We start from the raw sequence: 25,096 nt of genomic DNA on the forward strand, positions 1-25,096 counted from the left end.
TACATATACTTCTGTGAAACAAGCCGCTTTGCTAGTCTCGGGGCGGTTTTTCTGTCAAGAAAACGCCACAGCCGGGTGCAATACAGCCCCGGCGCGGGCCGAACCGCTGAACGCTCGCCCGCCGCACGCCGTTGAGGTATAAGGCCCCAACAACAAGGAAGTCCCGCCATGGCCTCGTCCCAGAGCCCTGTTACCAAGAGCCCGGCCAAGAAAAGCCCCGCCGTTAAAACAGTCGTCTTTCCCGTTGCCGGTCTCGGTACGCGCTTTTTGCCCGCCACCAAGGCGATCCCGAAGGAAATGCTGCCCGTGGTGGACCGCCCGCTCATCCAATATGCCGTGGATGAGGCGGCGGAAGCCGGGATCGAGCATTTCGTTTTCGTCACCGGCCGGGGCAAGGCGGCCATCGAGGACCATTTCGACCGCGCTTTCGAGCTTGAAACCACGCTGGAAAACAAGGGCAAGACGGACGCGCTGAAAGAGCTTGTCGCCAGCCGCCCACGGCCAGGCCAGATGAGCTTTACCCGCCAGCAGGAACCGCTCGGCCTTGGCCATGCGATCTGGTGCGCCAAGGACATTATCGGCGACAGCCCCTTTGCCGTGGTGCTGCCGGACGAATTGATGCACGGCACGCCGGGCTGCCTTGCCCAGATGGTGGAAACTTATAAAGAACGCGGCGGCAATGTCGTGGCGGTGCAGGAAGTGCCCCATGAACACACCTCCCGCTACGGCATTATCGATCCCGGCACTGATGACGGCACCGTCTCGGAAGTGCGCGGCATGGTCGAAAAACCCAAACCCGATGCCGCTCCCTCCAATCTTGCCATTGTCGGGCGCTATATCCTGCAGCCCGACGTCTTCGTGCCGCTGTCGGAAGGCCGGCGCGGGGCAGGCGATGAGATCCAGCTTACCGACGCCATGGCCGAACTGATCGGCCGCCAGCCCTTCCATGCGCTGCGCTTCGGCGGGCGGCGCTTCGACTGCGGCAATAAAGTCGGTTTTCTGGAAGCCAATCTGGCGCTTGCCCTCGAACGCGAGGACATGGAAGCGGATTTGCGTCAGGTCCTTACCCGCTATCAAACGAAATAACCACCAGGCTCACCCCGCCCTTTCAAGGAGAACAGGTTCATGCGCGTTGCAATGATCGGCACCGGATATGTAGGCCTTGTGTCCGGCGCGTGTTTTGCCGATTTCGGGCATGAAGTCGTTTGCGTGGACAAAGACGCGTCCAAGATAGAGGCGCTGGAGCGCGGCGAAATTCCGATCTATGAGCCCGGCCTCGACGTGCTGGTGAACGGCAACCGCTTTGCCGGCCGGCTTTCTTTCTCCACCGATCTCGGGCCTGCCGTGCGCGGCGCCGATGTGGTTTTCATTGCCGTCGGCACGCCCTCGCGGCGCGGGGACGGCCATGCCGATCTTTCCTATGTCTTTGCCGCCGCAGAGGAAGTGGCCGATGCGATGAGCGGCTATACGCTCGTCGTCAATAAATCGACCGTGCCGGTGGGCACCGGCGACAAGGTGGAAGAACTCATTCGCGCGCGCAAACCGCAAGCCGACTTCGATGTCGCCTCCAACCCGGAGTTTCTGCGCGAAGGCTCGGCCATCGAAGACTTCAAACGCCCCGACCGCGTCGTCGTCGGCACGGGCTCGGAGCGCGCCAAGGAGCTGATGAACCAGCTCTACCGCCCGCTTTTTTTGAACGAAACGCCGATCCTCTTCACCGCGCGGCGCACGGCCGAGGTGATCAAATATGCGGCGAACGCCTTCCTTGCGACAAAAATCTCCTTCATCAACGAGATCGCCGATCTCTGCGAAAAGGTGGACGCGGATGTGCAAGCCGTCGCCAAGGGCATCGGCCTCGATAAACGCATCGGCGGCAAGTTTCTGCATGCAGGCCCCGGTTATGGCGGTTCCTGCTTTCCCAAAGACACGCTCGCGCTTCTGCGCACCGCCGAGGAAACCGGCGCCAGCCTTTCCATTGTGGATGCCGCTTCAAGCAGCAATGCGGAGCGCAAGAAGCGCATGGCGGAAAAAATCATCGCAGCCTGCGGCGGCGATGTGAAAGGCCAGACGCTGGCCGTGCTCGGCGTCACCTTCAAACCCAATACCGACGACATGCGCGATGCCCCGAGCCTCGACATCATCCCGGCTTTGCAAAAAGCGGGCGCGCATATCCGCGCCTATGATCCCGAAGGCATGGAAGAGGCGAGCCCCCTCCTGCCCGGCACCGAATGGATGAAGGATGAGAACGAGGCCATGAAAGGCGCCGACGCGCTGATCATTCTGACGGAATGGAACCAGTTCCGCGCGCTCGATCTTGGCCATCTGCGCGAAAGCCTGCGCAAACCCATTATCGTCGATCTGCGCAATATCTATACGCGCGAGGAAATGAAGAAGGCGGGCCTTGCCTACCATTCGGTCGGGCGCGCACCCGCCTGAGAGCAAGCCTGCCGCTCACACGAGACTTAGAGGTCGGTGCGAATGAAGACACCGATCAGATTCTCGTCGTAATCCTCTCCCAGATCCGTCGAATCCCGGCTCGTGAACTTGTAATTGAGCCCGAAGCGGAAATGGCGGTTCATGAGATAGGTGCCGCCGAAGCCGAACGTATAAGTATCGTCCTCGCGCGAGGACCCGATAAAGTCTTCGTTCTCATAAGAGGCATCGGCGGTAAGAATGAGATTGCGCAGCAGCTCGTGATCAACCGCAGCGCCAAATGCCGTGCGCTCATTGCCCGAGGCGCCTGCCTCGATCGTTTCTTCAAGATCGGAGAGCGCGGTAAAGCGCAGCGTCGTCAGCGGCGTTGCATACCAATTGAGATTGGCGCCGTAAGAGACACCGCTCACATCTTCAAGCGCAGCGGCATCATATTGCTGCTCGCGGTAGCCTACATAGACCTGCCCGTCCACAAGGCGGGTCAGTTTCAAGTCCACACCGCCGCGCAGCTCATAGCCTTCCGAGTCGCGTTTCGCGCCAAGGGCCGGGTCGATCCGGTCATAGTCGCGCTGATTGACCTCAGCCACAGCGAAAAGATTCGTGTCGGGCGAGACCTCATACCCCAGCTTGAACTGGGCGAGATATTCTTCCCGGTCACGGAAGTCATTGTCGATCGTTCCCCCGCCGGTGCGCGCCACATCTTCATAATCGACATCGGCATAGCGCCCGCCAAGCGCCACGGAAAAGCGGTTGAAGCGCTGAGCAAGCTCGAAACCGGTCTCGATAATATCGTACTGGGTGGGCTCTTCTGCGGCGGCAAAGGCGTCGGGCTCGCCGCGCTCTTCATGTTCGCGCCGGTAGCCTGCATCGAGGGCCAGCGTGGTGTTACGGGTAATGTCGATCCGTCCGTCCGCGCCAAGCGCCCAGTCCGTCGCGTTCTCATCGCTCTCCTGCGCATGAAAGCGCGTGTCGAGCGAGCCGCGCAGACGCAGCTGATGGCGCGACCAGGTGGAGGTCACGGTAATATCCGGCGCGACGGAGGTAATGATATCGGACTTCTTGTTCGTCTCGCTGGCGAACACGTTGTCGGTATAGGTCTCGCTGACCTTGACGCCTGCCTTGATCTCGAAAGCGCCGAGGCGCACCCCGTCCGGGTCATAGGCCGGGCGCAGCCGGTCGAGCACGCCGACGCCGCGCAAATCCTCCTGCCCGTATACCGCGCCAGGCACGGCAAGACACAAAAGACCAAGCGGCAGTGCTTTGCGCCAATGAACCATTTCCGCCCCGACTGCTGGGTTCCCCGATTTCAACCGGTAAAGACTACCGCTAGTATGTTTACAGGGGGTTAACCATGGACTATCAGAAGATCGGCTCGCCCCCGGTAACAAGTTGGAATATAAAGGCTTTCCAAGTTTGCCGGCCGCCGGCCGCGTTTACCCGCTATCTGCCCGCTACCTGAAAGACGTAAATCTCATGGCTTCCAAGACAGTGCCCGCCCATGTGGCTTCCGCCAAACGCACCATCGAAGTGGAGATCAAGGGGCTGGAGGCGCTCGCCGCCTCGCTGAACGGAACCTTCGAGGAAGCGGTGGAAAAGCTCGCCGACCTGAAAGGCCGGCTCATCGTCACGGGCATGGGGAAAAGCGGCCATATCGGGCGGAAGATCGCCGCCACCCTAGCCTCCACCGGCACACCGGCCCAGTTCGTCCATCCGGGCGAAGCAAGCCACGGCGATCTCGGCATGATCACGGCGGAGGACGGCATTCTGGCGCTCTCCTGGGGCGGGGAATCCGCCGAGCTGCGCGATATCCTGGCCTATGCCAAACGCTTCAAGATCCCGCTCATCGCCATCACCTCACGCGCGCAAAGCACGCTCGGCGCTGCGGCAGATGTGGTGCTGGAAATGCCCCAGGCACAGGAAGCCTGCGCCATCGGCATGGCGCCCACCACCTCCACCACCATGCAGCTGGCGCTCGGCGATGCGCTCGCCATTGCGCTGATGGAAAAGAAGGGTTTTGCCGCCACCGATTACAAACTCTTTCATCCGGGCGGCAAGCTCGGCGCCATGCTGCAGCATGTGCGCGACGTCATGCATAAGAGCAGCGACATTCCGCTGGTGCCCGAAGGCACGCTGATGAGCGATGCCATCATCGAGATGACGCAAAAGCGTCTCGGCTGCGTCGGCGTGACGGATGGCAAGGGCGCGCTCACGGGGCTCGTCACGGACGGCGATTTGCGCCGCCATATGGGCGAGGGCATTCTGCAAACCCCCGTCGATGCGATCATGACGAAATCGCCGAAAGTCATCGGGCCGGACATGCTGGCCGCCGAAGCGCTGAGCAAGCTCAACGAAAATAAGATCACGAGCTTCTTCGTGGTGGAGGACGGCAAGCCCGTCGGCCTCGTCCATATCCACGATTTCCTGCATATCGGCGTCGTTTAAACGTCCCGACTTTTTTCAGGCTCAAAACAAAAAACCGGCCCCGAAGGGCCGGCTTTCTTTTGACCGGATGGGTTTGGCTTAGTGCCCTTACTGGGCCATCGCCATTTCCTGCTCTTCCTCGCTCACACCCTCATTGAGGTCGATCACGATGGCCGAGTAGCCTTCCGCCAGCAGCGCGCCGAGACGCTGGACCGAGCGCACGAAGATTACGCGCGGCGCCGCCCCTTCGCTGCCCTCGCCCGCTGCCGGGCTGATGAGGCCGATGGCAAGACCCTGCGGCAGAACGATCTCACCCGTATCCGTCACGATCGCGCCGGCCGGCAGGGTGAAGCCTTCCACCACGATCTGGTTGAAGTCGGCATCGCTCGAGCCCACCACCGTCTGGCCGTTCACTTTCAGCGAGCCGCTGCCGCTGGTGTTGAGGCCGGAGGGATTGCCCGTCACGCTGCCGCCCGAAGCGTTCACCGTGAAGCCGCCGCCGCTCAGGTTCGTGTTGACCGTGCCGGCATTGATCGTGCCGCCGCTGCCGGCGCTCACATTACCGCTCACACTGTTTTGCGCGGTGATGTTGGCCGTCTGGTTCGCCGTGACGTTGGAGTTCACGTTCTGGCCCGCCAGCGTCACGTTGTTGCCGGAAACGTTACCCGACACGTTACCGCCGGAATTCACGGTGACGTTGCCGCCCGAATTGATCGGGCCGCTCGCATTCCCGCCGACCGTGCTGCTCACGTTACCGCCGGCATTCAGCGTTTCATCCGTGAAGGTCTGGTTGCCGGTCATCGTGCCGTTATAGTCACCGGCAAGCCAGACCGTTGCCGCGGAGAAGTCATCCGCGTTCACCGTCAGACCGCCGAGCTGAACAGCCTGCGTGCCCGCATTCTGGATCGAGACGTCCCCGTTGGAGCTCTTCGCGCCTGCGCCATTACCGGCGATCAGGTTGAGGCTCTGAGCGCCATTGGCGGTGCCGAAAATATTCCCCGTGAAGGTGATATTGCCGGCCTGGGTTCCGGAGATCGTGCTGTTGAAGCTGGTCAGCCCCTGGGTCAGCGTCACCGGCCCGCCGAAGGTCAGGCTATTGGCGTTGTAATTGGTGCCCGTCAGCGTGGTGCCCGCCCCCGTGATGGAGGTGGCGCCAAGGCGCGCCGTGCCGCCAAGCGAGCCGAAGGACGCCGTGCCGCCCGCATTGACCGTCAGCGTCTGCGCGCCTGCCGTCTCGGCGTCGATAGCACCGGCCGTAATCGTGGCCGGGCCCGTCGTCGTCAGCGTGAGATTGTCGCCGAGGATGATCGGTGCGCCGAAGGTGAAGCCCGAAACGGCGGAGCTAAAGGAACCGCCGATCATGCTGCCCGCGCCGTTCAGCGTCAGGCCGCCGACCGTGGCGTTCTGGCCGAGAATATTGACCAGATCACCTGTCGTTGCAGTGCCGGCATAGGTGCCCTCGGCAACCTGGACGTACCCGCCCGCGACCACGGAGTTGAAGGCGGCCTGGATGGACGCCAGTGTTGAGAGCAAGCTTCCCTGGTTGCTATCCGAACCCGCATTAGAAACGGCGACATGGGTGCGGTTAGAAGAAGTGTAGCCCTGATCCTGAACAGACCACCCATCGTTAGCAGAGCTCAGATCTAACAATGCTTGCTGCCAGGCAAGGGAAGGAGCCGCACCCAAAAGCCCTTGACCCGAAGTAACCGTCACCCCGTCCCAGTATCCATTCAAATGAAGGTTTACCCCCCACTCGTTTCCAAACTGACCTTCCTCATTGTTTGCAATCGTAATGCCTGCGCCATCCGTATATTGGACGGAAATACCGCTTTTCGTATTATCAATAACGTTATTCGAAACTACACCGGTATTGCGCCCGTCAATGAGAATACCGTTCCTGACGCCCAGAATATTGTTGTTTGTGATTTCGAAATTCTCTGAACCGTTCAGGACTGCAATCCCGCGCGTAATTACATTGCCCCACGAATAGGTGGTATACGCCTCATCGGCAAGTCCGATGATATCGAAGCCAGAAATAGAGACACCATCTGCTTGTATTTCGAAGCCATTCAGGCCTGCCGCAACGTCAATCACTGCGCCAACCGCACCGGATACTGTAAGGTCGTTTTTGTTTACCCGCACACCGCCATCATAGCTCCCAGCGAGAACATTGATGTTGTTGCCATCATCAGCTGCATCAACTGCCGCCTGGATAGACATGGCTGTACCGCTATGAGTGCCAACATAGAAATTCCCGTCGAAATCAGTGCCGTTCCAGCCGCCAATGACGCTGGAATCCGTAACCGTATCGTTGAGATTAACTGCGTAATTAAGCGCATCAGCCAGCGAGGTGCGGAAGAAAGTGAATTGATCACCAATGCCGTCATTATTATGGCCATTCGCCCCATTGCGGAAATCCGCGTTCTCTACGATATGCGTAAAGCCGATCAGGTTCAAAGTGCCAAAATCAAGACCATTTGGCCCCACTTTATTCTGCGGATGAGTGCCGTCCGACTCATCTTGCGCAAACAGACCATTGAACTCGTTAAACGTATTTTCAGCCGCATTGATATTGATGTTCGTTGTTTGCTGATCATACGACCGGTTAGCCTGATAAAGCGCAACGCCCCCCCACAAGTTATCCCTCGTCGTAACACCAGTCAGCCAAACATCTGCACTATCTGTGATCTGGATACCTGCGCCCGCAGTTCCCTGACCATCCGCCGTGACATTCGTAATATGGGCATCAACGACACCATTCAGGTCAAGCTCAGCCCGGCCCGATCCCTGGATCGTCACATCAGAAATATTAAACGTATTGAGACGGTTAGAAGCTGCTCCCGTCGGGCTGACCTTGATGCCATAAGAAGAACTGAGGTTGGCACTGGGTCCGTTCAACGTGAAATCGCTTAGCGTAACATTGTTGCTCGTAACTTGGATGCCATACCCACTTGTCGCAGCATTGATAATGGTGCCTGTTTGACTTTCACCCGTAAGTGTCAGGCTCTTGGAAATATCGAGCGTCGATCCCAGCGTATAAGTGCCGTCCGCCACCGAAATCCAGCCGCCACTCACGAGGCCATAGATCGCAGCCTGAATGGAAGGCAGGGGCTGGCGTTCATTACCAAGGCCGTTGCCGAAGTTGAAATCATCAACCGCAGTCGCAGTACTGTCGTCATCCACGAAAATATGTGTGCGGTTATTCTGACCATAGGCTCGGTCAAACACCGACATTTCATTGTTCGCCAGGCTGTAAGCCAGAAGCTCGCCTTGACGCGTTGCGTCTGCCGAACCTGCTGCACTGGTGGCATCAAGCCCCAACACGAAACCCCACTCGTTGCCCACAGTGCCGTTCTGGTTGCCGCTTGCCGAGGCAAGGTCGGAGCCATAAACGAGGACGGCACCCTTCGTATTGTCGATGGTATTGCCCGTCACCGTTGCGCCGGCGCCCGACGTCGCATCGCCAATCCAGATACCCGAGCGGATATCCTGAATATTGTTGCCGCTGATCGTCGTATTGGACACGGAGCCGGTCACACGCACGCCGTAGCTATTGCCGGCACTATCCCAATCGATCGTGCGGAAATCCTGACCCGAGAACGGCCCCACGATGGAGAAACCGCTGATCGAAACGTTGCTCGCCGTAACATGGAGACCGGTCTCCTCAGCCGCCACATCGATCTGCGCCGCGTTACCGCCGCTTACCGTGAGTGCCTTGTTGATAACCGTCCCGGCTTCGTAATTGCCTGCACTCACATTGAGCTGCGCGCCGCTCGCGGCGACATCAACACCGTTCTGAATGGACGTGCCATTATTGACATTCACCACCGTGCCTTCACCCGTCAGGGTCTGATTGGCACCGAGCGTGATGGCTGCGTTCAGGTTGATGGTGAGGTCGTTATTTGCATCTTCGTCATTCAGCGCAAGCGTGGTGCTGGAGCCCTGACCGCTCGAATCGATTTCAGCGTCCACGCTGATCGAGTTATTCGCAGCAAGCGTGACACCCGTCGTCGCCAGCTGAGTGACGATGGTCGCGTTGTTAATGGTGGAGGCTGCCGGGTTGATGCTGCCTTCATCCGTACCGTCGACAACCGAAAGGTCATCCGGATCGATTGTCCAGTTACCGGCAGAACCCTGAGGCGCAAGCGTGTTGACGGAAATATCGCTGTCGATCTTCACCGTCTCGCCCGACGTCTCGACAAAGCCGCCGTCGCCGCCATTGGCGCCGCCTTTGGCCGAGAAGGAGCCGGCATAATCGCCGTGGCCGTCCGCATAAGCGATGATGGAACCGCCATCGCCATTATCCGTGGCATCCGCCTTCAGCACCGCGGAACTTTCCGTGGTGATGGTTTCCCCGTCGATGGAGATGGAGCCGCCGCCCGTGGCGCCCGAGGCATCGAGCGTACCGGCGACATTGACTTCGCCGCCGCCCAGGATGATTTCGCCGCCGGCAACCGTCGCCGAGGCGGCGCTGGTGATGCCTTCCACATTGACGATGGAATCGACGACCTGCGTTGCGGCTTTCGCGGAAATTTCGATCACGCCGCCTTCGGCCACCACCTGGCCGAGCTGCTCGGCCTTCGCACCGTCGGCGCCGAGGCCGATTTCGATGAGCCGGTCACCGGCAAGATCGAGCGTGAAGGTTTCACCGGCCGCCATAGCCACCTTGCCGACCTTGGCGCGGATCGTGCCGTTGTTGCGCACATGCGGGGCAACGAAAGCGGCAAGCCCGCCTTCGCGCACCGTGATCTGGCCTTCATTGACGACGGAGCCGCCGCCGGCGCCCAGAAGATCAAGGCGCGTATCGCCCGCCATGAAGCGGTCGACATTGATATTCGCCGTGGAAGCAACGAGACCCGACACGTCCACCCGCGCGCTCGCGCCGAACATCACGCCGTTCGGATTCAGCACCCAGACATGGCCGTTCGCGGTGAGCTGGCCGTTGATCTGCGTCGGGTTCGTCGACTGGTTGATGCGGTTGACCGCAATCGAGCCGGAATTCGGCTGATTGAAGTTCACATGAGCATTCTCGCCGATGTCGAAGCTGCGCCAATCCAGCACCGTGCGGTTGGTGGACTGGTTCACATCGAGCCGCGAGCCGCTTTGCGAGATCGTCGCCGCGCCGCCCGTCACCGTGCCGCCGCTCGGAAGCGTGTTCGCGTCGATCGCGAAGGCGCTGCCGCTGCCCAGCACCATGGCCGCCATCGCCCCCAGCGTTGCTGCCGGGCGGGTCAGGGCCGTCGAACCCATCAGAAAGGACTTCTGGATATTGCGCTGAATGCTCATTTTAACACCTGTCAGACCGTTTCCGGTCTCCTCCTTGATTGCCGCCCGTAAAACGCACGGGGCTTCGGCTGTTCAATTCCTCTGGCGCGGGGCAGCTTCGTTAAGCGCTCCGCTTCATTCCCAATCTCAAAAGCTCGAACTGATCTGGAAGAACACGCGGGCGTCGCGGTCACGCTCGGCCTGCACGGTCTTCTCGAAAGGTTTGGCGACATAAAGGTCGAGATTGACCTGATCGAAGAGCGCGGTGCGCACACCGACGCCTGCGGATTCGATCGTCTCGCGCCGCGGCGAGCCGGGCAGCACCGTGACCTGTTCAACCGTTGCCGCTTCATAGAAACCATAAAGCTGCGTATTCTGCATGAAGTCGGCCTGGTGGGGCGTGTACCACTGCAGCTCCGCCTTACCGGCAAGGCCCTTCTCGCCGGTGATCTCGGAAGGATCGAAGGCGCGGCCATAGAAGGTGCTGCCGAAGCCCTGTTCCTCGGAAGCCAGAAGGTCTTCGTTGAAAGAGGTCTGACCGGCTGCGCCCAGAAGCAGGCCGAATTCACCGCCGATGGGCTGCCAGCGCGTCACTTCGAAATTGAGGCGCTGATAGTCGCTGTCGGCATTGACGCGGGACAAGTTCGCATCCCCGTTTTCAGAACCGCCAAGCGCGGTAATACCTTGCGTGAAGGTGATCTCGCCCGTGTTGAAGCCGCCCCAGCTGTCGAGCAGGTTGGCAAAGACCTTCGCATTGACGTTGCGCACCTTGTCGTCGAACACCGGATTGACCGCGTTGTTCTCAGAGCGCACATCGTTGGAGAAGAAGCCCAGCGTGCCGATGACGTTAAGGTCGCGCGAGCGGATGAAGGGATAGGAAAGCTCAACGCGGGCGGTCTTGGCTTCGCCTTCCGTGTCGATCGTCTCAAGCTCGAGGCCCGGACGGGTCTCCGAGTAAGAGTAGGACGCAAAAAGCGTGAGGCCCGTCGAGGTAAGCGGCTGCTGAATGCTCAGCGCACCGTAAGCAAGTTCCGGATCGCCGTCCGGCGTCACAACACCGGTAAAGCCCACACGGCCCGCCGTGCCGAAAAGATCATTCGCGAAAACCGCGCCGACGATTTCCTCGCGGCCAAGATAGCGGCTGCCGAAATTATCGACGCCCGCATAGCCTTCAAAGGCTTCCCGCTCGACAACCAGCGTCAGATCGGCGGCGCCCGGCGTCGTTTTGGACGGGGTGAGAACCGAGCGCACGGTAAAGCCGGCCATGTCGCTTGCCAGCAGCAACTCGCGCTCCAGCACATCCGCCGTCAGCGGCTTGGCCGCGGCAATGCGCCTCGCATGGCTCTGCAGGAACGGCATGGCGCCGCCTGCATCGCCTTCGATTTCCACATTCTCGATGAAGCCTTCCACGACCTGGATGCGCAGCTGGCCGTCACCAATGCGCTGCGCGGGGACAATGGCACGGGTGAGAATGTAACCGGCATCGCGGTAAGCGGCGGTTGCCCGCCCGGCCAGTTCATACACATCGGCCAGCGTGATGTCGCGGTTGATATAGTCGCTCGCCAGTTCCTGCAAGCGGCCTTCGGGGAGGGTCTGATTACCCTCGAAAATCACACCGGAGATCTGGAATTGTTGAAGCTCGGCCCCTTCCGGCGCTTTCTGATCAGGGGTTGCCGGCACATCGAGCGGCGTGCCGAGACCCGGAGCATCGGGGCGCGGGCGGAACCGCTCATCGATCCGGCTCGGATCAGCCGGCGTCTGCGCCATCGCTGCGCTCGTCACGCCTGCATAGAATAGAGCTGCAATAGTAGCTGCTAGGCGCAGCTTGCCCCCGTACGACTTCGTTTTTGCCCCCAAAACCGCGAAAAGACGCAGCCGCCTGCTTAATTTTAGTAAACTTTTCGTTAATGAGTCGTACGAAATTGCAATGTGAAAAGCAATCGGACAAATGTGTTAGTACCCTTTGACTCTGAGGGTTCCGCCGATTCTTGCTTTTGATTCAGCGGCTTAAAGAATTGATAATTTTATATTAAAGTTAATGCGCCTCATGACTCTGCCTTGACTCTAAAGAGAGCATTTTTCCGCCCCGGCCCGGCACTGGCACAGTTAAACCCATAGAGATAAAAGGGAATAAGACAGGCGGCGTCCAAAGCCAGGCTCAAGCAGCCTTAGAAGCGCCAAGCGCTAAAACTTGAATCAAATCCGACCGCCCCGCTGAACGCCGATTTAAACGGGACTTGGGACACTCACCGCACGGTAAAACGAGTTTGGTGCGGTTGTTCCCATGTCTATCGCGCGCGTAAGGATGGCGCTTTGCGCCGGAGCGATTCTCCTGGCAGGTGCGGCTCAGGCAGCCCCTGCCATGGCCGAAGGCGGCTTCCCTGACGGGGCGCCGGGCCGGGGCGATTTCCAGGTATTTCCGCGCTGGCAGCGGGTGCTCTCGGAAACGAAACCCGTCTCCGAACTCGCCGCGCTCCGCCGCGAGGAACGAGGCTTCTCCCAAGCATATAAAGTGGACACGGGCAAAGCAGGCGCTGCGGCTGAATTGCAGCCCGCCGCAAGCACGGCTCGGCTGACCTTCACCCTGCCTGCCCCTTCGGCCCGCCTGCCGGAGAGGCACCGCACGCTCACCCTGCGCCCGCCCGTCGAGCGCGGCGCCGTGGCCACGGCCCCTGCCGAACAAGCAGTAGAAAAGACCGCGCGGCTGATACTGCCCGAAGGCATGCTCGTGCCGCTGATCCGCCCGGAGCGCGGGCGAGAAAAGCAGGCCGCGAGCGCCATGCCCGTCTTCAACTTCCTGGCGCCGGTCGAGCGGCCCGAGCAAGCGGTACAGACGAAAGAAGCGCCCGCACCGCAAAGGCAGCAAGATAAGGCCGCCGACTGCCGCGCAAAAGGCGCCTGCGCCCTGGACGACTGGGCCCGCGTCATCGACAGCGCGCTGGATCTCTCACCCGCCGAAAAGCTGGACCGGGTGAACAGCTGGGCGAACGGCATTGCTTATGTGGACGACATGTCCAATTGGGGCATGAGCGACCATTGGCAGACGCCTGCCGAGTTTCTGGCGAATGGCGGCGACTGCGAGGATTATGCGATCATCAAATATTTCGGATTGGTCGAGCTCGGTTTTTCCCCGGCCGATATGCGCATCATGGTGCTTTACGATGAAGCCATCAAAACGCACCACGCCGTGCTGCTCGTCCGGCTGAACGGCAAGATCAAACTGCTCGACAATCAGAAAAAGACGGTGGCCGATCTTGCAGACGCGCCGAACTACCGGCCCATCTATTCGCTGAACCAGCAAAACTGGTGGCTGCATAAAAAGCCGGAGCCGGTGCGCCTCGTTCCGACGCGCCCGGCGCGCTATGCCGCGCAGGCAGCCGCCCGCCAACGCTTCCGTTAAGCGGGGGCTTAAACCCGCTCGGCCAGATCGCCCCAGTTGAGCATGGAAATCTGATGGGCGGTGATAGCCTGCAGCCAGCCCTTGCCCCACCATTCGCCAAGCTCGTCCTTGCTCAGACGCTGGGCCTTTTCCGCATCCACCACATGAAAGCCGGTCAGGTTGAAGTTCTGGCCGTCCTTCTTGGCGACATTGGCCTGGCGTTCGATCAAGAGCCCCTTGTCGGAGAGTGCTTTGACGAAGTCCTGCGTCGGCCCCACCGCGCCGTGATAGGCCCGGCAGAAATCGAGCGCGGCTTTGGCATGATCGCTCGGCGTGCCGTCTTCCTCGAAGAATGTAAGCCCGTCCGTGTCGCTCAGCACACCGTCGGCCTCATCCACGCAAAGCGTCAGCACATCGCTGTCCGGTGTCGTGGAAAGAATGAAGGGATAGCGGCGCACATAAGCGGGCACATAAACGTTCTTTGCCCATTCGCCCTTTTTGTCGACGAAGAGATTCTCGCCATTGCGCATGCCGACCACGGCCACCGGAAAAGGCACCGCCGCAGCGACAAAAGCGATGGGATAGTGGCGCGAAATCTGCGCGAATTCGGAAAGATTGATCGGGATGGCATTGCTCTTGGCCGCAAAGCGCGCATCGACCCGGCGTGCCAGATGCTTCTTGCCGTGGCGCTCGAAAGAAATCGGCACCGGGTTTTCATAGAAAAGCGGCATGCCCGCGCTTTTTTGCTCTTCCGGATTTGCCACCGTTTCCTGGCTCTCGCTCATTCCGCCTCTCCGCTTCCATGTTGCGCCCCATCGGCGCTTTCCTATGGCATAGCGCCCCGCCTTGGGCCGGAACAAGAATAAATCCGCAAAAGGGTTAAATAGAGCCGGTCATTCACGAGAGGAATAGTCGGTATACCAAGAAACGAAGCGGGAAAGCCCCTCTTCGATATCCGTGGCGGGCGCATAGCCGAGTGCCGCTTTCGCCCGCTCGATATCCGCATAGGTTTCCACCACATCGCCGTCCTGCATCGGCTCGTAGATCCATTCGCTCTTCTTGCCGATCAGCCCTTCAAGCGTGGTGATGAAATCCATCAGCGCGACGGGTTTGTTGTTGCCGAGGTTGAAAACCCGGTGAGGCGGGCTTTCCTCCGCCGCTTCCGGCGGATTGTCGAGCGCCGCCACAACGCCCGCCACAATGTCGTCGATGTAAGTAAAGTCGCGCCGCATCTTGCCGTGATTGAAAACGCGGATCGGCTTTCCTTCCATGATGTTTTTCGTGAAAGAAAAATAAGCCATATCGGGCCGCCCCCAGGGCCCATAGACGGTGAAGAAGCGCAGCCCCGTCTGCGGCAATCCGTAAAGATGCGCATAAGTATGGCTCATCAGCTCATCGGCTTTTTTCGTTGCCGCATAAAGCGAGACCGGCGCATCCACCCTGTCATCTTCGGAAAAAGGCACTTTCTTGTTGCCGCCATAGACCGAGCTCGATGACGCATAGACGAGATGCTTAAGACCCCCATTGTGGCGGCAATATTCCAGCACCTCGAGATGCCCGGTCAGGTTGGACGCCGCATAAGAGCGCGGGTTCTGAATGGAATAGCGCACGCCCGCCTGAGCGGCGAGATGCACCACCCGGTCGATGACGCGCCCTGCAAGGCCCGCCTCCAGCGCGCCTTCCTCGCCAAGATCGGCGCGCACGAAGGAAAAGGCGGGATGATTGCGCAGGAGTGAGAGGCGATCGTCTTTCAGCGAGACATCGTAGTAATCGTTGAGATTGTCGAGCCCGACCACCTCTTCGCCGCGCCGAAGCAGCGCCTCGGCGACATGCATACCGATAAATCCCGCCGCGCCCGTGACCAGAACCGCCATTCCAACTCCTTTGCCTTCCTGTGCCTCCGCTTATAACACCGCGGGCGCACAAGGAACATGCAAAGGCTCAGCGCAGATCGAAGGTGACCGGCACCTCGATGCTTAAAGGAAAGGGGCCGAGCTCCGCATAAGGACGCGGCAGGCGCCCGGCATCAGCCACCATCTCTTCCACCGCCCCGTCGAGCCGGGAAGACCCGGAGCTGCGGACAATCCCATGGCGCAGCACCCGGCCTTCTCCATCGATCGTCAAGGAAAGCGCGACCGTGCCTTCCTCACGCATCAGCCGCGCGCGGCGCGGATAGGATTTATGCCGTTCAAGATGGGCGCGCAGCAGCGCGAAATAATCCGCCGCGCCCGGCGCGCCGCCGCCGCTTTGCCCGCCGGTCAGTGCATGAGCGGCGCTTCCCGTCCGGCTTTGCGCCTGGCCTGCGCCATCGCCGAGGGATGCAATCTCCTGCTCGGCCTGGATCGGCTCAGTCATCTCATCCTTAGGCTTGTTCTGCACCGGTTTTTGCACCGCTTCTTTTCGTGGCTCGGGTTTCTTCGGTTTCTTTTCCGGCTTCTTCACGGTCTTTTCCGGTTCGCGCTTGCTCACTGGCTTTTGCACCGGCGCAACCGGCAACGCCTCGGCTTCCACAATGGGTTCCGGTTCAGGCAGAGCTTCCGGCGCCTCTTGCACTTCCGGTGCAGCCTCAATTCTTTTGGGCGCAGGCGCCCCGGCAATAATGGAAACGGCAAGCCCGCCGGAGCCTGCCGCTGCCGCACCGGGCGGCGTCTCCTGCAGGAAAAGCCCGAGCGCTGCGCCATGCACGAAAAGCGCGGCGAGGCACATGGGCCCCAAAAGCCGCCAGCGGATTTCCCTCATCCGGCCCCCTCCTGCACGATGAGGCGCAGCTCGCTCCGCCCCGCCTCGCGCAGCTCCCGCATCAACGTGACAAGCGCGGCGGCATCGGCCTCTTTATCCGCCACGATGTCGAGCGGTTGGGGCGCGGCTTCTGTCGCCCCAAGGCGCTCAAGCACGGCCGCGCGCGGCAATTCTTCACTTCCCAGCGCGAAAGCGCCTTCCGCGCTGACATAAAGGCGAAGGTTTTGCGTCTCCCCTTCCTCGCCCTTTTCTTCAAAGCCGGGCGGGGAAACGGGAAAAGGCGGGCTTTCGGCGAGAACGCCCGCAATCATGAAAAAGATCAGCAGCAGAAAAATGATATTGATAAGCGGCAGGGCCGGTTCGCTCTCCTGAAATTTTGACGCGCGGCGCAGTTTCATTCCCCGCCTCCGTTTTCCTGCCCCTGGGGATCGACAAAGGAAAGTGTCTGCCCGCCCGCACCGCGCACGATCTCCGCCCCATGCATGAGATCGGCAAGGCGCGCGCCGCCGGCAGGTTCCAGGAAGACCGGCGGCAAGCCGTCTTTCCCTTCGCTTTTCAGCCGCGTGGAAAAGGCGTCGCCGTCCAGCCGGGCGCCGTCGATCTCGAAAGCGCCGCCTGGATGGATTTTGACATGCAGGGGCCGCGTCTCGCTTGGCGCAGCCCCGGCCTTGCCCGCGCTCACATCCAGCGCTTGCCAGACCTCGAACCGCGTGGCGAGCATGAAGAAGATCAGCAGAATAAAAATCACATCGATGAGCGATGTGAGGCCGATCCGCGCCCGGGTCCGCCCCGGCCTTTTAATCTGCAGCCTTGAGGAAACCGCGCTCGCCGCCATGACGGGCCTGCTCTTTCAGTTCGAGTTGCAGGAAAAGATGGGTAAGGCTCTGCTCCATGACATGGGCAAGGCGTTCGCCGCGCCGGTCGAACCAGTTGACCGCCGCGGTCACCGGGATGGCAACGCCAAGCCCTGCCGCCGTCGTCAGCAGCGCTTCCCAGATGCCGCCGGAAAGCTGGGTGGGGTCGGCCCGCCCGGCAGCCGAGGCAAGCGCATGAAAGGCATCGATCATGCCGAGCACCGTACCGAGCAACCCGAGCAGCGGGGCGAGCATGGCAATCACTTCCAGAAAACGCAGATGCGAGCGCAGCACTTCCAAAGCCGCTTCCGCCTTGAGCTGCGCTTTTTCCCGCAATAGCGCGAGCGGCAGAGAGCCAGCCTCCTCGAGCACCGATTTCATAATGGGGCCGAGCGGGCCTTTGATCTTGCCCGCTGCTTTCACCCCTTCGTCCGCCTCGCCCGCTTCAACGGCGCGGAAGACCTGCTGAATGGATTTGCGCGAAGGCGCGACGCCGCGCATCTGCACGAGCTTGGCGAGCATGACGCCAAGCGCTGCAACGGAAAGCGCGGCAAGCAAATAAAGCACCGGGCCGCCGGCCCCGGCCATATCGAGAAGACTGGAAACCGCTTCCGGGCTTGCCGCGGCCCGCGCCGTTTCAAGCGGCGCGCTTTCAGGAGGTGTCGAAGAAAGAGGATCGCTCATGAGGAAATTCCTTCTCAGCCAAACATGTCAGGCAGGCATGATTTGCGGGCAGCCGCGCGAGGGATGGGGGAGAACGGAAACGGGCATGCCGTAAACCGCTTCGATGAGATCGGCCCGGAACACTTCATGGGGCGGTCCGTCCGCCTGAATGCGCCCGCGCTCCAGCAGCACCACACGGTCCGCGTAAAGCGAGGCAAGATTGGGATCGTGCAGCACCGCCAGCACCCCTGCCCCTTGCGAGGCGAGTTCGCGAGCAAGCGTCAGCGTGCCGTGTTGATGGGCAAGATCGAGATTGTTGGTCGGCTCATCGAGAAGCAGATAGCGCCCGTCGCAAAAGCAGGGCGCGGTGCGCCAGATCTGGGCAAGCACACGGGCGAACTGCACGCGCTGCTTTTCCCCGCCTGAGAGCGTGGTGTAGCGCCGTTCGGCCAGATGCGCCGCGCCGGTAAAGGCAAGGGAAGCATCGATCGCCTCGCCGTCATGGCACGCTTCGGGCCGGCCTCTGTAAGGCGCACGACCGAGCTCCACCACATCGCGCACGGCAAAATCGAACGAAAGCGCATGGGACTGGGAAAGCACGGCGCGTTTGCGGGCAAGATCGCCGGAGGCAACGCTGGCAAGCGGCGCCCCGTCAAGCATCGCGGTGCCGCTGTCCGCCTGGCGCGCGCCTGCCATGACCGAAAGGAGCGTCGATTTCCCCGCTCCGTTCGGCCCGATCACCGCCACGACTTCTCCCGGCGCAAGGCGGAGGGAAAGATCGCTCAGCACCGGGCGCCGCCCGAGCGATACGCAAATATCTTTTACTTCAAGCATGGCCCGCCTCCTTACGCTGCCGCATCAAAAGCCAGAAAAAGAACGGCCCCCCGACAAGACTGGTTACGACACCGATGGGAAGCTCGGCCGGCAGCACCGCAAGGCGCGCGGCAATATCCGCTCCCACCAGAAGACTGGCGCCGAGAAGAAAAGACGCAGGCAGCACCAGCCGGTGATCGGGCCCGAAGGCAAGACGCACGAGATGCGGCACGACGAGGCCGACAAAACCGATGACGCCGGTAAAAGCAACGATGACGCCCGTCATCAGCGCGGTCGTGAAAAGAATAAGCCGCTTCACATGATCCGCGTTGAACCCCAGGAAATCCGCTTCGCGCTCGCCGAGCAAAAACGCATTGAGCGCATGGGCAAGGCTGAGCAGCACGGCAAGCGGGGGAAGCGCAAAGAGCGCGATCCAGCCGACCTGCTGCCAGCTTGCCGCGGCAAGCGAGCCCAGCATCCAGAAATTGATGTCCCGCAGCTCCTGATCGGAAGAAGCGAAAACCGCATAACCGATCCCGGCGCCCGCCACCGCGTTTACCGCGACACCGGCAAGCAGCATGGTCGCCACATCCACCACGCCGCCGCGCGCCGCGATCCGGTAGACAAGCCCGACGGCCAGAAGCCCGCCGATGAAAGCCGCAGCCGGGCGCAGGTAATAGAAGAACCCGGGATCGAGAAAGGGGAGCAAAAAGCTGCCGCCCAAGATCGTCGCCACCACGGCAAGCGCCGCCCCGCTTGAAACGCCGATCAACGCCGGATCGGCAAGCGGATTGCGGAAAAGCCCTTGCAGCGCGGCGCCCGCCCCGGCAAGGCAGGCCCCGGCCATGGCGCCCAGCACAACACGCGGCAGGCGCACATGAAGCAGCACGGTTTCCTCCGCCCGGCTCACCTCGGCAAACCCGCCAAGCCCTAGCGCGTCCAGAATGATCGAGAGCTGATGGGAAACGGGAATGGAAAGCGCGCCGAGGCCCGCTCCGGCAAAGAAGACGGCGGCAAAGAAAAGCGCAAAGCCGGCAAGGATCAGGCTGCGAGGAGATGGATTTGCCGCCCCGCCGGCCTTGCGCCTGTTCTGTATCGCAGCGACGAGCGACATGGGCCTCAATGCTCTGCGCTATTCAATTGCGCGGCTTTTGCCGCAAGTTCCGGGTGCAGCACGCGGGCCAGTTTCTGCGCCGCCTCCGGCGTGCGCGGCCCGAAGCCGAGCAGCAGAAGCGAATCCATCATCACGAAACGCCCCTCACGCCCGGCAGGTGTTTCCGCGACACCGGCAATTTCCAGCACCTTGTCTTTACCGCCCATGGCTTCGGCCACATGAGAAGGCACGACAATGACATCCGGCGCCGCCGCAATCAGCGATTCCGCGGAAACGGGCTTCCAGTTTTCAAACTCGGAAAAAGCATTGGTGCCGCCTGCCAGCTTGATCATCGCATCGGCGGAACTTTCCGCGCCGCCGGCAAGCGGCGCCCCGCGCCCGGCCGAGAGCAGAATGACGACACGCGGCGCGTCTTCCGCTTCGGCGACCAGCGCTTCAAGACCGGAAAAACGGCGTGCAATTTTCTCTTCCAGCTGCTTGGCTTCTTCCTGAAGACCGAGCGCCGCGCCCACCGCGCCGATTTTCTGCAGGACGCCCGCCGGGCTCGTTTCATCCGGTACGGTGACGACATTGAGCCCAGCAGCTTTAAGCTGGCGCAGCACGTCCTCAGGCCCCGCATCTTCCACGACCAGCAGAAGGTCCGGGTCCATCGCCACAATGGGCTCGGCGGCAAGCTGGCGGAAATAACCGACCTTCGGCAGGTCTTTGGCGTCTTCCGGATAAAGGCTCGTAACGTCAGCTGCGATCAGCCGCTCGCCCGCGCCCAGCGCATAAATGATTTCAGTGACGGCCCCGCCCGCGCTCAAGACGCGCGCGGGCGCCTTAGCGGGCGTTACCGTTTCAGAAGCCGGGGACGCCGTCCCGCTTTCCTCCGCCCGAACCGCCGAAGCGGCAAAAGCCGCGAGCGAGAGGGAAAGCGAGACAGCAAACGCGCCGAGGACCTTGGCGCGCCCCGTGAAGGAGGCACTCCGCACCATTAGTGTGCCTCCAGCTTTTCAAGTTCCGAGACGATCTCACGCCAGCCTTCCAGCTCCGGCTGGCCGGGCTTGCGCTCGCCGAACATCATGGCGATCACCTCACCGTCCGCGCCGAAAATTTCCAGCGAGGTGACGGTGCCGTCATCGGTCGGCTTGCGCACGATCCAGGCATCGGCAACGAGGTCTTCGCGCAGATGCAGGTTGAAGCGCTCATCGAGCACATTCATCCAGGGCCCCATCTCCTTCAGGTTCTCGACGGGGCCGGTATGAATTTGAATGAGCCCCTGATTGCCGACGAAAATCATGATCGGCAGCGCCCGGTCGCGGGCCTTTTCAAGCGCCGCACGGAAGGCATGGACCGGCACCTTGACCGTGTATTCCCCTTCGGCAAGGCGGAAAGCCTGCGTGCGCCCGGCCTCAAGGTCCTTGAGCATGCCGAAGAACTGATGCACATCCTTGATGGCACCCCAACGGGTGAGGAGCGCGTCGCGGTCGATCTCGCTATCGGGCCGCTCCGCCGCTTTCGGAGCGCGCGGCTCGAGCGTCAGAAGGCCGGGCTCCTGATCATCGGCCAGATGTTCGCCGATCAGCGCTTCGAAAGCGACGTCATCGCTTTCCTCGCGCAGATAGATTTTGTGAATGGCCTCGCCGTCTTTGGCAAAAATTTGCAGGCTTTTGCGCAGGCCCGAGGCAAGCTCTTCTTCCACTACAAAGGCATGGGCCCATTTGGTGAAGAAGAGACGCAGGTCCACATCCCGGGCGAGCGTCACACCGCCCGTTTCCGAGACGCGGATATCGCCGAAGGTGCCGACTTTCTCATGCACACAGGCCTCATTTCGGGTCAGGATCATGACATCGCCGACCGCCGGCATGCCCTCGATCAGCGCCTTCCAGCGCGTACCCAGCCGCCGCACCCCGTCGCCGATACGCACGGCAACAAGATCCGCCTCGCTCACCCCGAGCGCGCCTGCCGCATCGCGCACACGCAGCCGGGGATTTTCCGCCCGCATCGCCGCATAGCGCCGCTTGAGCGCATCGGGATTAGCCGGGGAAGCGGAAAGGTCGATCGAAGAAACAGCCTGTGACATGAGAAAGTCCTTTCATCACCAGGTGAAGGCGTAGGAGACGGCAATCTTGTAATCGCGGCCCGGTTCGTTCGCGTCGGTAAAGGCGCGCGCATAGGCTTTGTCGAAAATGTTGTCGATGCCGAGATCGAGCCGCACCCCTTGCAAGGCGCCCGAGGTGGGTGCCCAGGCGGCATAAATGTCGTGCACGACATAGCCGTCGCGGCGCTCATTGGCAGCATTGACCTTGTCGAACTCATCCGCCGCTTCGATACGCCAGCCGGCAAGACTGTCGAATTCCGGCAGCTTTAGCATGCTGTCGAGATGCAGCTGGTCCGGGGTGAGCACGCCGAGCTTGGCGCCCGTCTGCGTGTTCTCGCCGTCGACTTCGGAATAGCCGAGCACGAAGCGCACGCGTTCATTGTCGTAGCTCGCTTCCACTTCCGTTCCGTCGAGCTCAGCGTCCGCCACGTTGAAGTTGCGCGTCGTGCCGTCGCAATTGCCCGGAATGAACGGATTACATTCGGTGAAGAAGGCCGGCTGCGTAACCTCGAGGTCGATGAAGTTTTCCCCATCCGTGCGGTAGTGAGAGGCTTTGACCTGGAAGCGGTCACCCTCCATCGCCACATCATCGAAGGTCAGCCCCGCGCCGAATTCGAATGTCTCGGTCGTCTGGGGTTTAAGATCCGGATTGGCGATGAAACGGTTCGTCGCCTGCTGCGAGCCGGGGCCGAACGTGCCCGCCGGAATGGCGAAGTGCACACCGGAAAGATAAAGCTCGTTGATATCCGGCGCGCGGAAGGCCTCGGCATAATTGGCAAAGAGCACCAGCCAATCGTTGGGCAGATAGCTCACGCCCACTTTCGGCGAGAAGGAATCGTCTTCCGTATCCGTTGCCGCCAGTGCGCTTGAGGCTTTGTAATCGTCATAACGCACGCCCGGAATGACCAGAAGATCGCCCGGCAGAACGCCGAAAGGATTGTTCCAGGCAAGCTCGGCCTGAGCATAGATGCCGTAGAATTCGGTATCGGCATCCGGCACCCCGTCCCGGTTGCCGGAAGCGGACGCCCCGTCCTGCTCGTCCCGGTAGCCTTCCGCGCCATAAGTCAGCGTCACGCCCAGCGCGTCGCCGAAATCGAAACGCGAGCGGTTGTCGAGGCGGAAGCCGAAGGTCTCCACGTCGCGCTTCAGAAGCTCGCCAGCCGGCCCCGCGCCGTTATTATCGAGGCGCAGCTCGTCGGCGGAAAATTCCTGGAAATAGACCACCGCATCGAGATCGATCAGCGCGTTGGACGGGTCTTTGAAATTGTAGCCGAGGCGGTAGGTATCGGACTGGATTTCCTTATCCACGATATCGTTTGCCGAACCGGATTGGCCGTTATTCGGTTCCTGCGCATCGTTGGTGAAACCGAGATAAGTCGCCGAAAGTTCGTGCCCGCCACCCAGATCGTAATTGAGCTTGGCAAGGCCGGAGAGGAGATCGTCATCGGAAGCGCCAAGCTCGCCGCCATTCCCAAGACGGATCGACCCGGAGGACCGCCGCGTCAGCGAGCCGACGACGCCCAGCCCTTCGATGGGCGTCGCAAAAGCATTGGTCGTGACATGCCATTCGCGGTTCGCCGTGTGATAACCGGTCTTGGCTTCAAGCTGCGCGCTTTCGCCTGCCTGCAAATGTTTGCGCGCATCGAGCGTGCGGAATTCGATCACCCCGCCGGTGCCGCCGCTGCCGTAAAGGGAAGAGGCGCCGCCGCGCAGCACTTCGGCCTGTTCCACGACGCTGGGATCGAGGAAGAAGCGGCCGTCATGGGCGGAGCCGAAATTCTGGCGCACCCCATCGATGAGGATAACGACATCGGAGCCGGAGAAGCCGCGCACGGAGGGCGTCATACCGGTGCGGCGCGGGCCAGAGGTAAACTCGACGCCGGGCACATGACCCAGAATGTCCGCCGGAGTGGAAGCCTGGCGGCGTTCGATCTCGTCGCGGTCGATCACCGTCACCATGCCGGGAAATTCGAATGCTTCGATCGGGCTGCGCGTTGCCGTCACGGAAATCGGCGCAATGCGCTTATCCGCTTCTTCTGCCGCAGCGACAGTGCTGAGCGCAGGCACCGCAACGGCGAGCGCAAGCATGGATACGTAAGTTTTCCGGCAATATGCCGTCTTATAAGTAGCCCCAAAAATGGCCATGTCAGTCCCCTCTAAAAACGCGAGTGGACGTCCTGGCTGGCTACCTAACCTTGGGTGCTGGGATGCAGGCTTTGGCTGGCTTGGACGCCTAAATGAATAGGTCTGGGCAGTGAGAGATCTCCCGCCACGTTTTACGTCGTCTACTTCGTCAGTATCAGCCGCCCTTTACTCGTTTCGCGCAGCCGATAGAAATCGCCATGGTGGTCGATGGTCACTTCCCGGCCCCCGCCGAAAAGATCGCTTGTCTTGAGCACCTGGCCGCCGGAAAACGCCTGCGCGTTTCCTCCGGTCCGCCTAGCTTCACCTTCCGGTGCCCCATCTGGCGCACCGGACGGCTTCAACCGCAAGACCGGCCGTCTTTCATCTTGCATCACACGTCTGCCCGATTAGCTCCCGGTCCGGCGGATTTTCCGTCCGCCGCGATCTTCATAACAAGAGTCATTCTCAATTGCAATGAGAATCATTCTCAAAACCAAAAGAAAAAAGCATAGTTCCTGTGGGGACTTAGAGAAAAAGCGGGAAACTAAGAGGGAATCGACACGCGGGGGAACAGGCCGCTAAACCTCAGCGGTCGACCGTCTCGCCGGTCAGCCCCGGCGCATTTCTGGGCGGCACGCCCGCGCCGATATCGAGATAGACATAATCCATGCTGGTATCGACGGTCAGCTTGCCTTCGGGCGGCTGCGCCATGTCCCCGCCCAGAAACCCGAGATCCTGCCCGAACGTCATGAGCATGGGTTTGCGCCCCGCCCCGCCGAGCAGCGGAAAGCAGGTAATTTCCAGAAGGCGGGAGACGCCCGTGTCGTAATGCACCGGCATAAGCTGCCAAAGGCCGCATGGATGGCTCACCATCAAATCGGCGCTGTCGATGGCGCCCTGGCGGTATTCGGCAGGAAGATAGGTCGCGTAGTCCGTACCCGTCATTTCAAAGCGGGCACGCTCGTTCAACGCGGTGCCGGCAAGACGGACACGCAGATAAGGCGGGCGGACGGGATCGACTTCGATGATCACCATTTCGGAGAGAAAAGCCGGTACTTTCTCCGGCACGAAATCGCGCAGGAAGGGTACCAGACCGCTTTTCGGAATGGCACGCCACACCGCCTCGAAGTCGAGGCTCGCCTGCGATCTATCGACCTCGCCGCGCATCGCGCATACCTGTGTTTCTCTCCCGGACATGATCACATCAT

20 protein-coding genes are annotated in these 25,096 nt (G+C 61.0%); 4 read left to right on the plus strand and 16 right to left on the minus strand.

Translation table 11 applies throughout. From position 1 onward, the window contains the following. The first annotated feature begins 168 nt into the window (after positions 1-168). Together galU and ACOQOT_RS12665 are read left to right on the plus strand one after the other, a co-directional pair. Complete coding sequence (gene galU, locus ACOQOT_RS12660) at positions 169-1,086, plus strand: UTP--glucose-1-phosphate uridylyltransferase GalU (protein WP_420559617.1); 918 nt, start codon at positions 169-171, stop codon at positions 1,084-1,086. A 39-nt stretch (positions 1,087-1,125) separates the two neighbouring features. Further along, positions 1,126-2,436: a UDP-glucose dehydrogenase family protein gene (locus ACOQOT_RS12665; RefSeq protein WP_420559618.1), complete on the plus strand. Its 1,311-nt coding sequence runs from the start codon at positions 1,126-1,128 to the stop codon at positions 2,434-2,436. Positions 2,437-2,462: 26 nt separating this feature from the next. Here ACOQOT_RS12665 and ACOQOT_RS12670 read toward each other — a convergent pair whose 3' ends face one another. Continuing rightward, entirely contained in the window at positions 2,463-3,710 is a 1,248-nt protein-coding gene (locus tag ACOQOT_RS12670; protein ID WP_420559619.1) for an outer membrane beta-barrel protein, read from the minus strand. 196 nt (positions 3,711-3,906) lie between these two features. Between ACOQOT_RS12670 and ACOQOT_RS12675 the strand changes: the two genes are divergently transcribed. Next, positions 3,907-4,875: a KpsF/GutQ family sugar-phosphate isomerase gene (locus tag ACOQOT_RS12675; protein ID WP_420559620.1), complete on the plus strand. Its 969-nt coding sequence runs from the start codon at positions 3,907-3,909 to the stop codon at positions 4,873-4,875. Between the two features lie 87 nt (positions 4,876-4,962). Here the strand turns inward: ACOQOT_RS12675 and ACOQOT_RS12680 are convergent, their stop codons facing one another. After that, positions 4,963-10,140 carry a beta strand repeat-containing protein gene (locus ACOQOT_RS12680; RefSeq protein WP_420559621.1) on the minus strand — a complete coding sequence of 1,726 codons (5,178 nt, stop codon included), beginning with the start codon at positions 10,138-10,140 and terminating at the stop codon, positions 4,963-4,965. 126 nt (positions 10,141-10,266) lie between these two features. Next, a complete protein-coding gene (locus tag ACOQOT_RS12685) occupies positions 10,267-11,886 on the minus strand; it encodes a ShlB/FhaC/HecB family hemolysin secretion/activation protein (RefSeq protein WP_420559622.1) in 1,620 nt (539 codons plus the stop codon). Positions 11,887-12,403: 517 nt separating this feature from the next. On the opposite strand from ACOQOT_RS12685, the gene ACOQOT_RS12690 reads away from it, so the two are divergent. Then, on the plus strand, positions 12,404-13,519 hold the full coding sequence (locus tag ACOQOT_RS12690) for a transglutaminase-like cysteine peptidase (protein ID WP_420559623.1): 1,116 nt from the start codon (positions 12,404-12,406) through the stop codon (positions 13,517-13,519). An 8-nt stretch (positions 13,520-13,527) separates the two neighbouring features. Here ACOQOT_RS12690 and ACOQOT_RS12695 read toward each other — a convergent pair whose 3' ends face one another. The 13 genes from ACOQOT_RS12695 to ACOQOT_RS12755 all read right to left on the minus strand — a co-directional run bounded on the left by ACOQOT_RS12695 (position 13,528) and on the right by ACOQOT_RS12755 (position 25,085). Next, positions 13,528-14,283 carry a SapC family protein gene (locus ACOQOT_RS12695; protein ID WP_420559624.1) on the minus strand — a complete coding sequence of 252 codons (756 nt, stop codon included), beginning with the start codon at positions 14,281-14,283 and terminating at the stop codon, positions 13,528-13,530. 108 nt (positions 14,284-14,391) lie between these two features. Then, a complete protein-coding gene (locus ACOQOT_RS12700) occupies positions 14,392-15,372 on the minus strand; it encodes an NAD-dependent epimerase (protein WP_420559625.1) in 981 nt (326 codons plus the stop codon). Positions 15,373-15,439: 67 nt separating this feature from the next. Next, positions 15,440-16,237: a TonB family protein gene (locus tag ACOQOT_RS12705; protein ID WP_420559626.1), complete on the minus strand. Its 798-nt coding sequence runs from the start codon at positions 16,235-16,237 to the stop codon at positions 15,440-15,442. Beyond that, positions 16,234-16,635, minus strand: coding sequence for an ExbD/TolR family protein (locus ACOQOT_RS12710; RefSeq protein WP_420559627.1), 402 nt, complete (start codon positions 16,633-16,635; stop codon positions 16,234-16,236). The genes ACOQOT_RS12705 and ACOQOT_RS12710 overlap by 4 nt, the downstream gene beginning before the upstream one ends. After that, on the minus strand, positions 16,632-17,072 hold the full coding sequence (locus ACOQOT_RS12715; protein ID WP_420559628.1) for an ExbD/TolR family protein: 441 nt from the start codon (positions 17,070-17,072) through the stop codon (positions 16,632-16,634). The genes ACOQOT_RS12710 and ACOQOT_RS12715 overlap by 4 nt, the downstream gene beginning before the upstream one ends. Beyond that, positions 17,035-17,775: a MotA/TolQ/ExbB proton channel family protein gene (locus ACOQOT_RS12720; protein ID WP_420559629.1), complete on the minus strand. Its 741-nt coding sequence runs from the start codon at positions 17,773-17,775 to the stop codon at positions 17,035-17,037. Before ACOQOT_RS12720 ends, ACOQOT_RS12715 begins: the two co-directional genes overlap by 38 nt. Before the next feature lie 27 nt (positions 17,776-17,802). Further along, on the minus strand, positions 17,803-18,588 hold the full coding sequence (locus ACOQOT_RS12725; protein ID WP_420559630.1) for a heme ABC transporter ATP-binding protein: 786 nt from the start codon (positions 18,586-18,588) through the stop codon (positions 17,803-17,805). Then, the gene (locus tag ACOQOT_RS12730; RefSeq protein WP_420559631.1) at positions 18,581-19,681 is read right to left on the minus strand and encodes a FecCD family ABC transporter permease; all 1,101 of its coding nucleotides are present in this window, start codon (positions 19,679-19,681) and stop codon (positions 18,581-18,583) included. Before ACOQOT_RS12730 ends, ACOQOT_RS12725 begins: the two co-directional genes overlap by 8 nt. A 5-nt stretch (positions 19,682-19,686) precedes the next feature. Further along, entirely contained in the window at positions 19,687-20,658 is a 972-nt protein-coding gene (locus ACOQOT_RS12735; RefSeq protein WP_420559632.1) for a heme/hemin ABC transporter substrate-binding protein, read from the minus strand. Further along, on the minus strand, positions 20,658-21,746 hold the full coding sequence (locus ACOQOT_RS12740) for a hemin-degrading factor (RefSeq protein WP_420559633.1): 1,089 nt from the start codon (positions 21,744-21,746) through the stop codon (positions 20,658-20,660). The genes ACOQOT_RS12735 and ACOQOT_RS12740 overlap by 1 nt, the downstream gene beginning before the upstream one ends. Positions 21,747-21,761: 15 nt before the next feature. Then, on the minus strand, positions 21,762-23,909 hold the full coding sequence (locus ACOQOT_RS12745; protein WP_420559634.1) for a TonB-dependent hemoglobin/transferrin/lactoferrin family receptor: 2,148 nt from the start codon (positions 23,907-23,909) through the stop codon (positions 21,762-21,764). Positions 23,910-24,049: 140 nt separating this feature from the next. Then, positions 24,050-24,163 carry a hemin uptake protein HemP gene (hemP, locus tag ACOQOT_RS12750; RefSeq protein WP_244444457.1) on the minus strand — a complete coding sequence of 38 codons (114 nt, stop codon included), beginning with the start codon at positions 24,161-24,163 and terminating at the stop codon, positions 24,050-24,052. Positions 24,164-24,473: 310 nt separating this feature from the next. Then, positions 24,474-25,085 carry a hypothetical protein gene (locus ACOQOT_RS12755; RefSeq protein WP_420559635.1) on the minus strand — a complete coding sequence of 204 codons (612 nt, stop codon included), beginning with the start codon at positions 25,083-25,085 and terminating at the stop codon, positions 24,474-24,476. Positions 25,086-25,096: the final 11 nt, after the last annotated feature.

The organism is Tepidicaulis sp. (assembly GCF_965222285.1).
Lineage (GTDB): Bacteria > Pseudomonadota > Alphaproteobacteria > Parvibaculales > Parvibaculaceae > Tepidicaulis.

Coding starts and splice junctions, on each gene's coding strand:
- galU (WP_420559617.1), top strand. CDS start 169: ATGGCCTCGTCCCAGAGCCCTGTTACCAAGAGCCCGGCCAAGAAAAGC.
- ACOQOT_RS12665 (WP_420559618.1), top strand. CDS start 1,126: ATGCGCGTTGCAATGATCGGCACCGGATATGTAGGCCTTGTGTCCGGC.
- ACOQOT_RS12670 (WP_420559619.1), bottom strand. CDS start 3,710: ATGGTTCATTGGCGCAAAGCACTGCCGCTTGGTCTTTTGTGTCTTGCC.
- ACOQOT_RS12675 (WP_420559620.1), top strand. CDS start 3,907: ATGGCTTCCAAGACAGTGCCCGCCCATGTGGCTTCCGCCAAACGCACC.
- ACOQOT_RS12680 (WP_420559621.1), bottom strand. CDS start 10,140: ATGAGCATTCAGCGCAATATCCAGAAGTCCTTTCTGATGGGTTCGACG.
- ACOQOT_RS12685 (WP_420559622.1), bottom strand. CDS start 11,886: ATGGCGCAGACGCCGGCTGATCCGAGCCGGATCGATGAGCGGTTCCGC.
- ACOQOT_RS12690 (WP_420559623.1), top strand. CDS start 12,404: ATGTCTATCGCGCGCGTAAGGATGGCGCTTTGCGCCGGAGCGATTCTC.
- ACOQOT_RS12695 (WP_420559624.1), bottom strand. CDS start 14,283: ATGAGCGAGAGCCAGGAAACGGTGGCAAATCCGGAAGAGCAAAAAAGC.
- ACOQOT_RS12700 (WP_420559625.1), bottom strand. CDS start 15,372: ATGGCGGTTCTGGTCACGGGCGCGGCGGGATTTATCGGTATGCATGTC.
- ACOQOT_RS12705 (WP_420559626.1), bottom strand. CDS start 16,237: ATGAGGGAAATCCGCTGGCGGCTTTTGGGGCCCATGTGCCTCGCCGCG.
- ACOQOT_RS12710 (WP_420559627.1), bottom strand. CDS start 16,635: ATGAAACTGCGCCGCGCGTCAAAATTTCAGGAGAGCGAACCGGCCCTG.
- ACOQOT_RS12715 (WP_420559628.1), bottom strand. CDS start 17,072: ATGGCGGCGAGCGCGGTTTCCTCAAGGCTGCAGATTAAAAGGCCGGGG.
- ACOQOT_RS12720 (WP_420559629.1), bottom strand. CDS start 17,775: ATGAGCGATCCTCTTTCTTCGACACCTCCTGAAAGCGCGCCGCTTGAA.
- ACOQOT_RS12725 (WP_420559630.1), bottom strand. CDS start 18,588: ATGCTTGAAGTAAAAGATATTTGCGTATCGCTCGGGCGGCGCCCGGTG.
- ACOQOT_RS12730 (WP_420559631.1), bottom strand. CDS start 19,681: ATGTCGCTCGTCGCTGCGATACAGAACAGGCGCAAGGCCGGCGGGGCG.
- ACOQOT_RS12735 (WP_420559632.1), bottom strand. CDS start 20,658: ATGGTGCGGAGTGCCTCCTTCACGGGGCGCGCCAAGGTCCTCGGCGCG.
- ACOQOT_RS12740 (WP_420559633.1), bottom strand. CDS start 21,746: ATGTCACAGGCTGTTTCTTCGATCGACCTTTCCGCTTCCCCGGCTAAT.
- ACOQOT_RS12745 (WP_420559634.1), bottom strand. CDS start 23,909: ATGGCCATTTTTGGGGCTACTTATAAGACGGCATATTGCCGGAAAACT.
- ACOQOT_RS12755 (WP_420559635.1), bottom strand. CDS start 25,085: ATGTCCGGGAGAGAAACACAGGTATGCGCGATGCGCGGCGAGGTCGAT.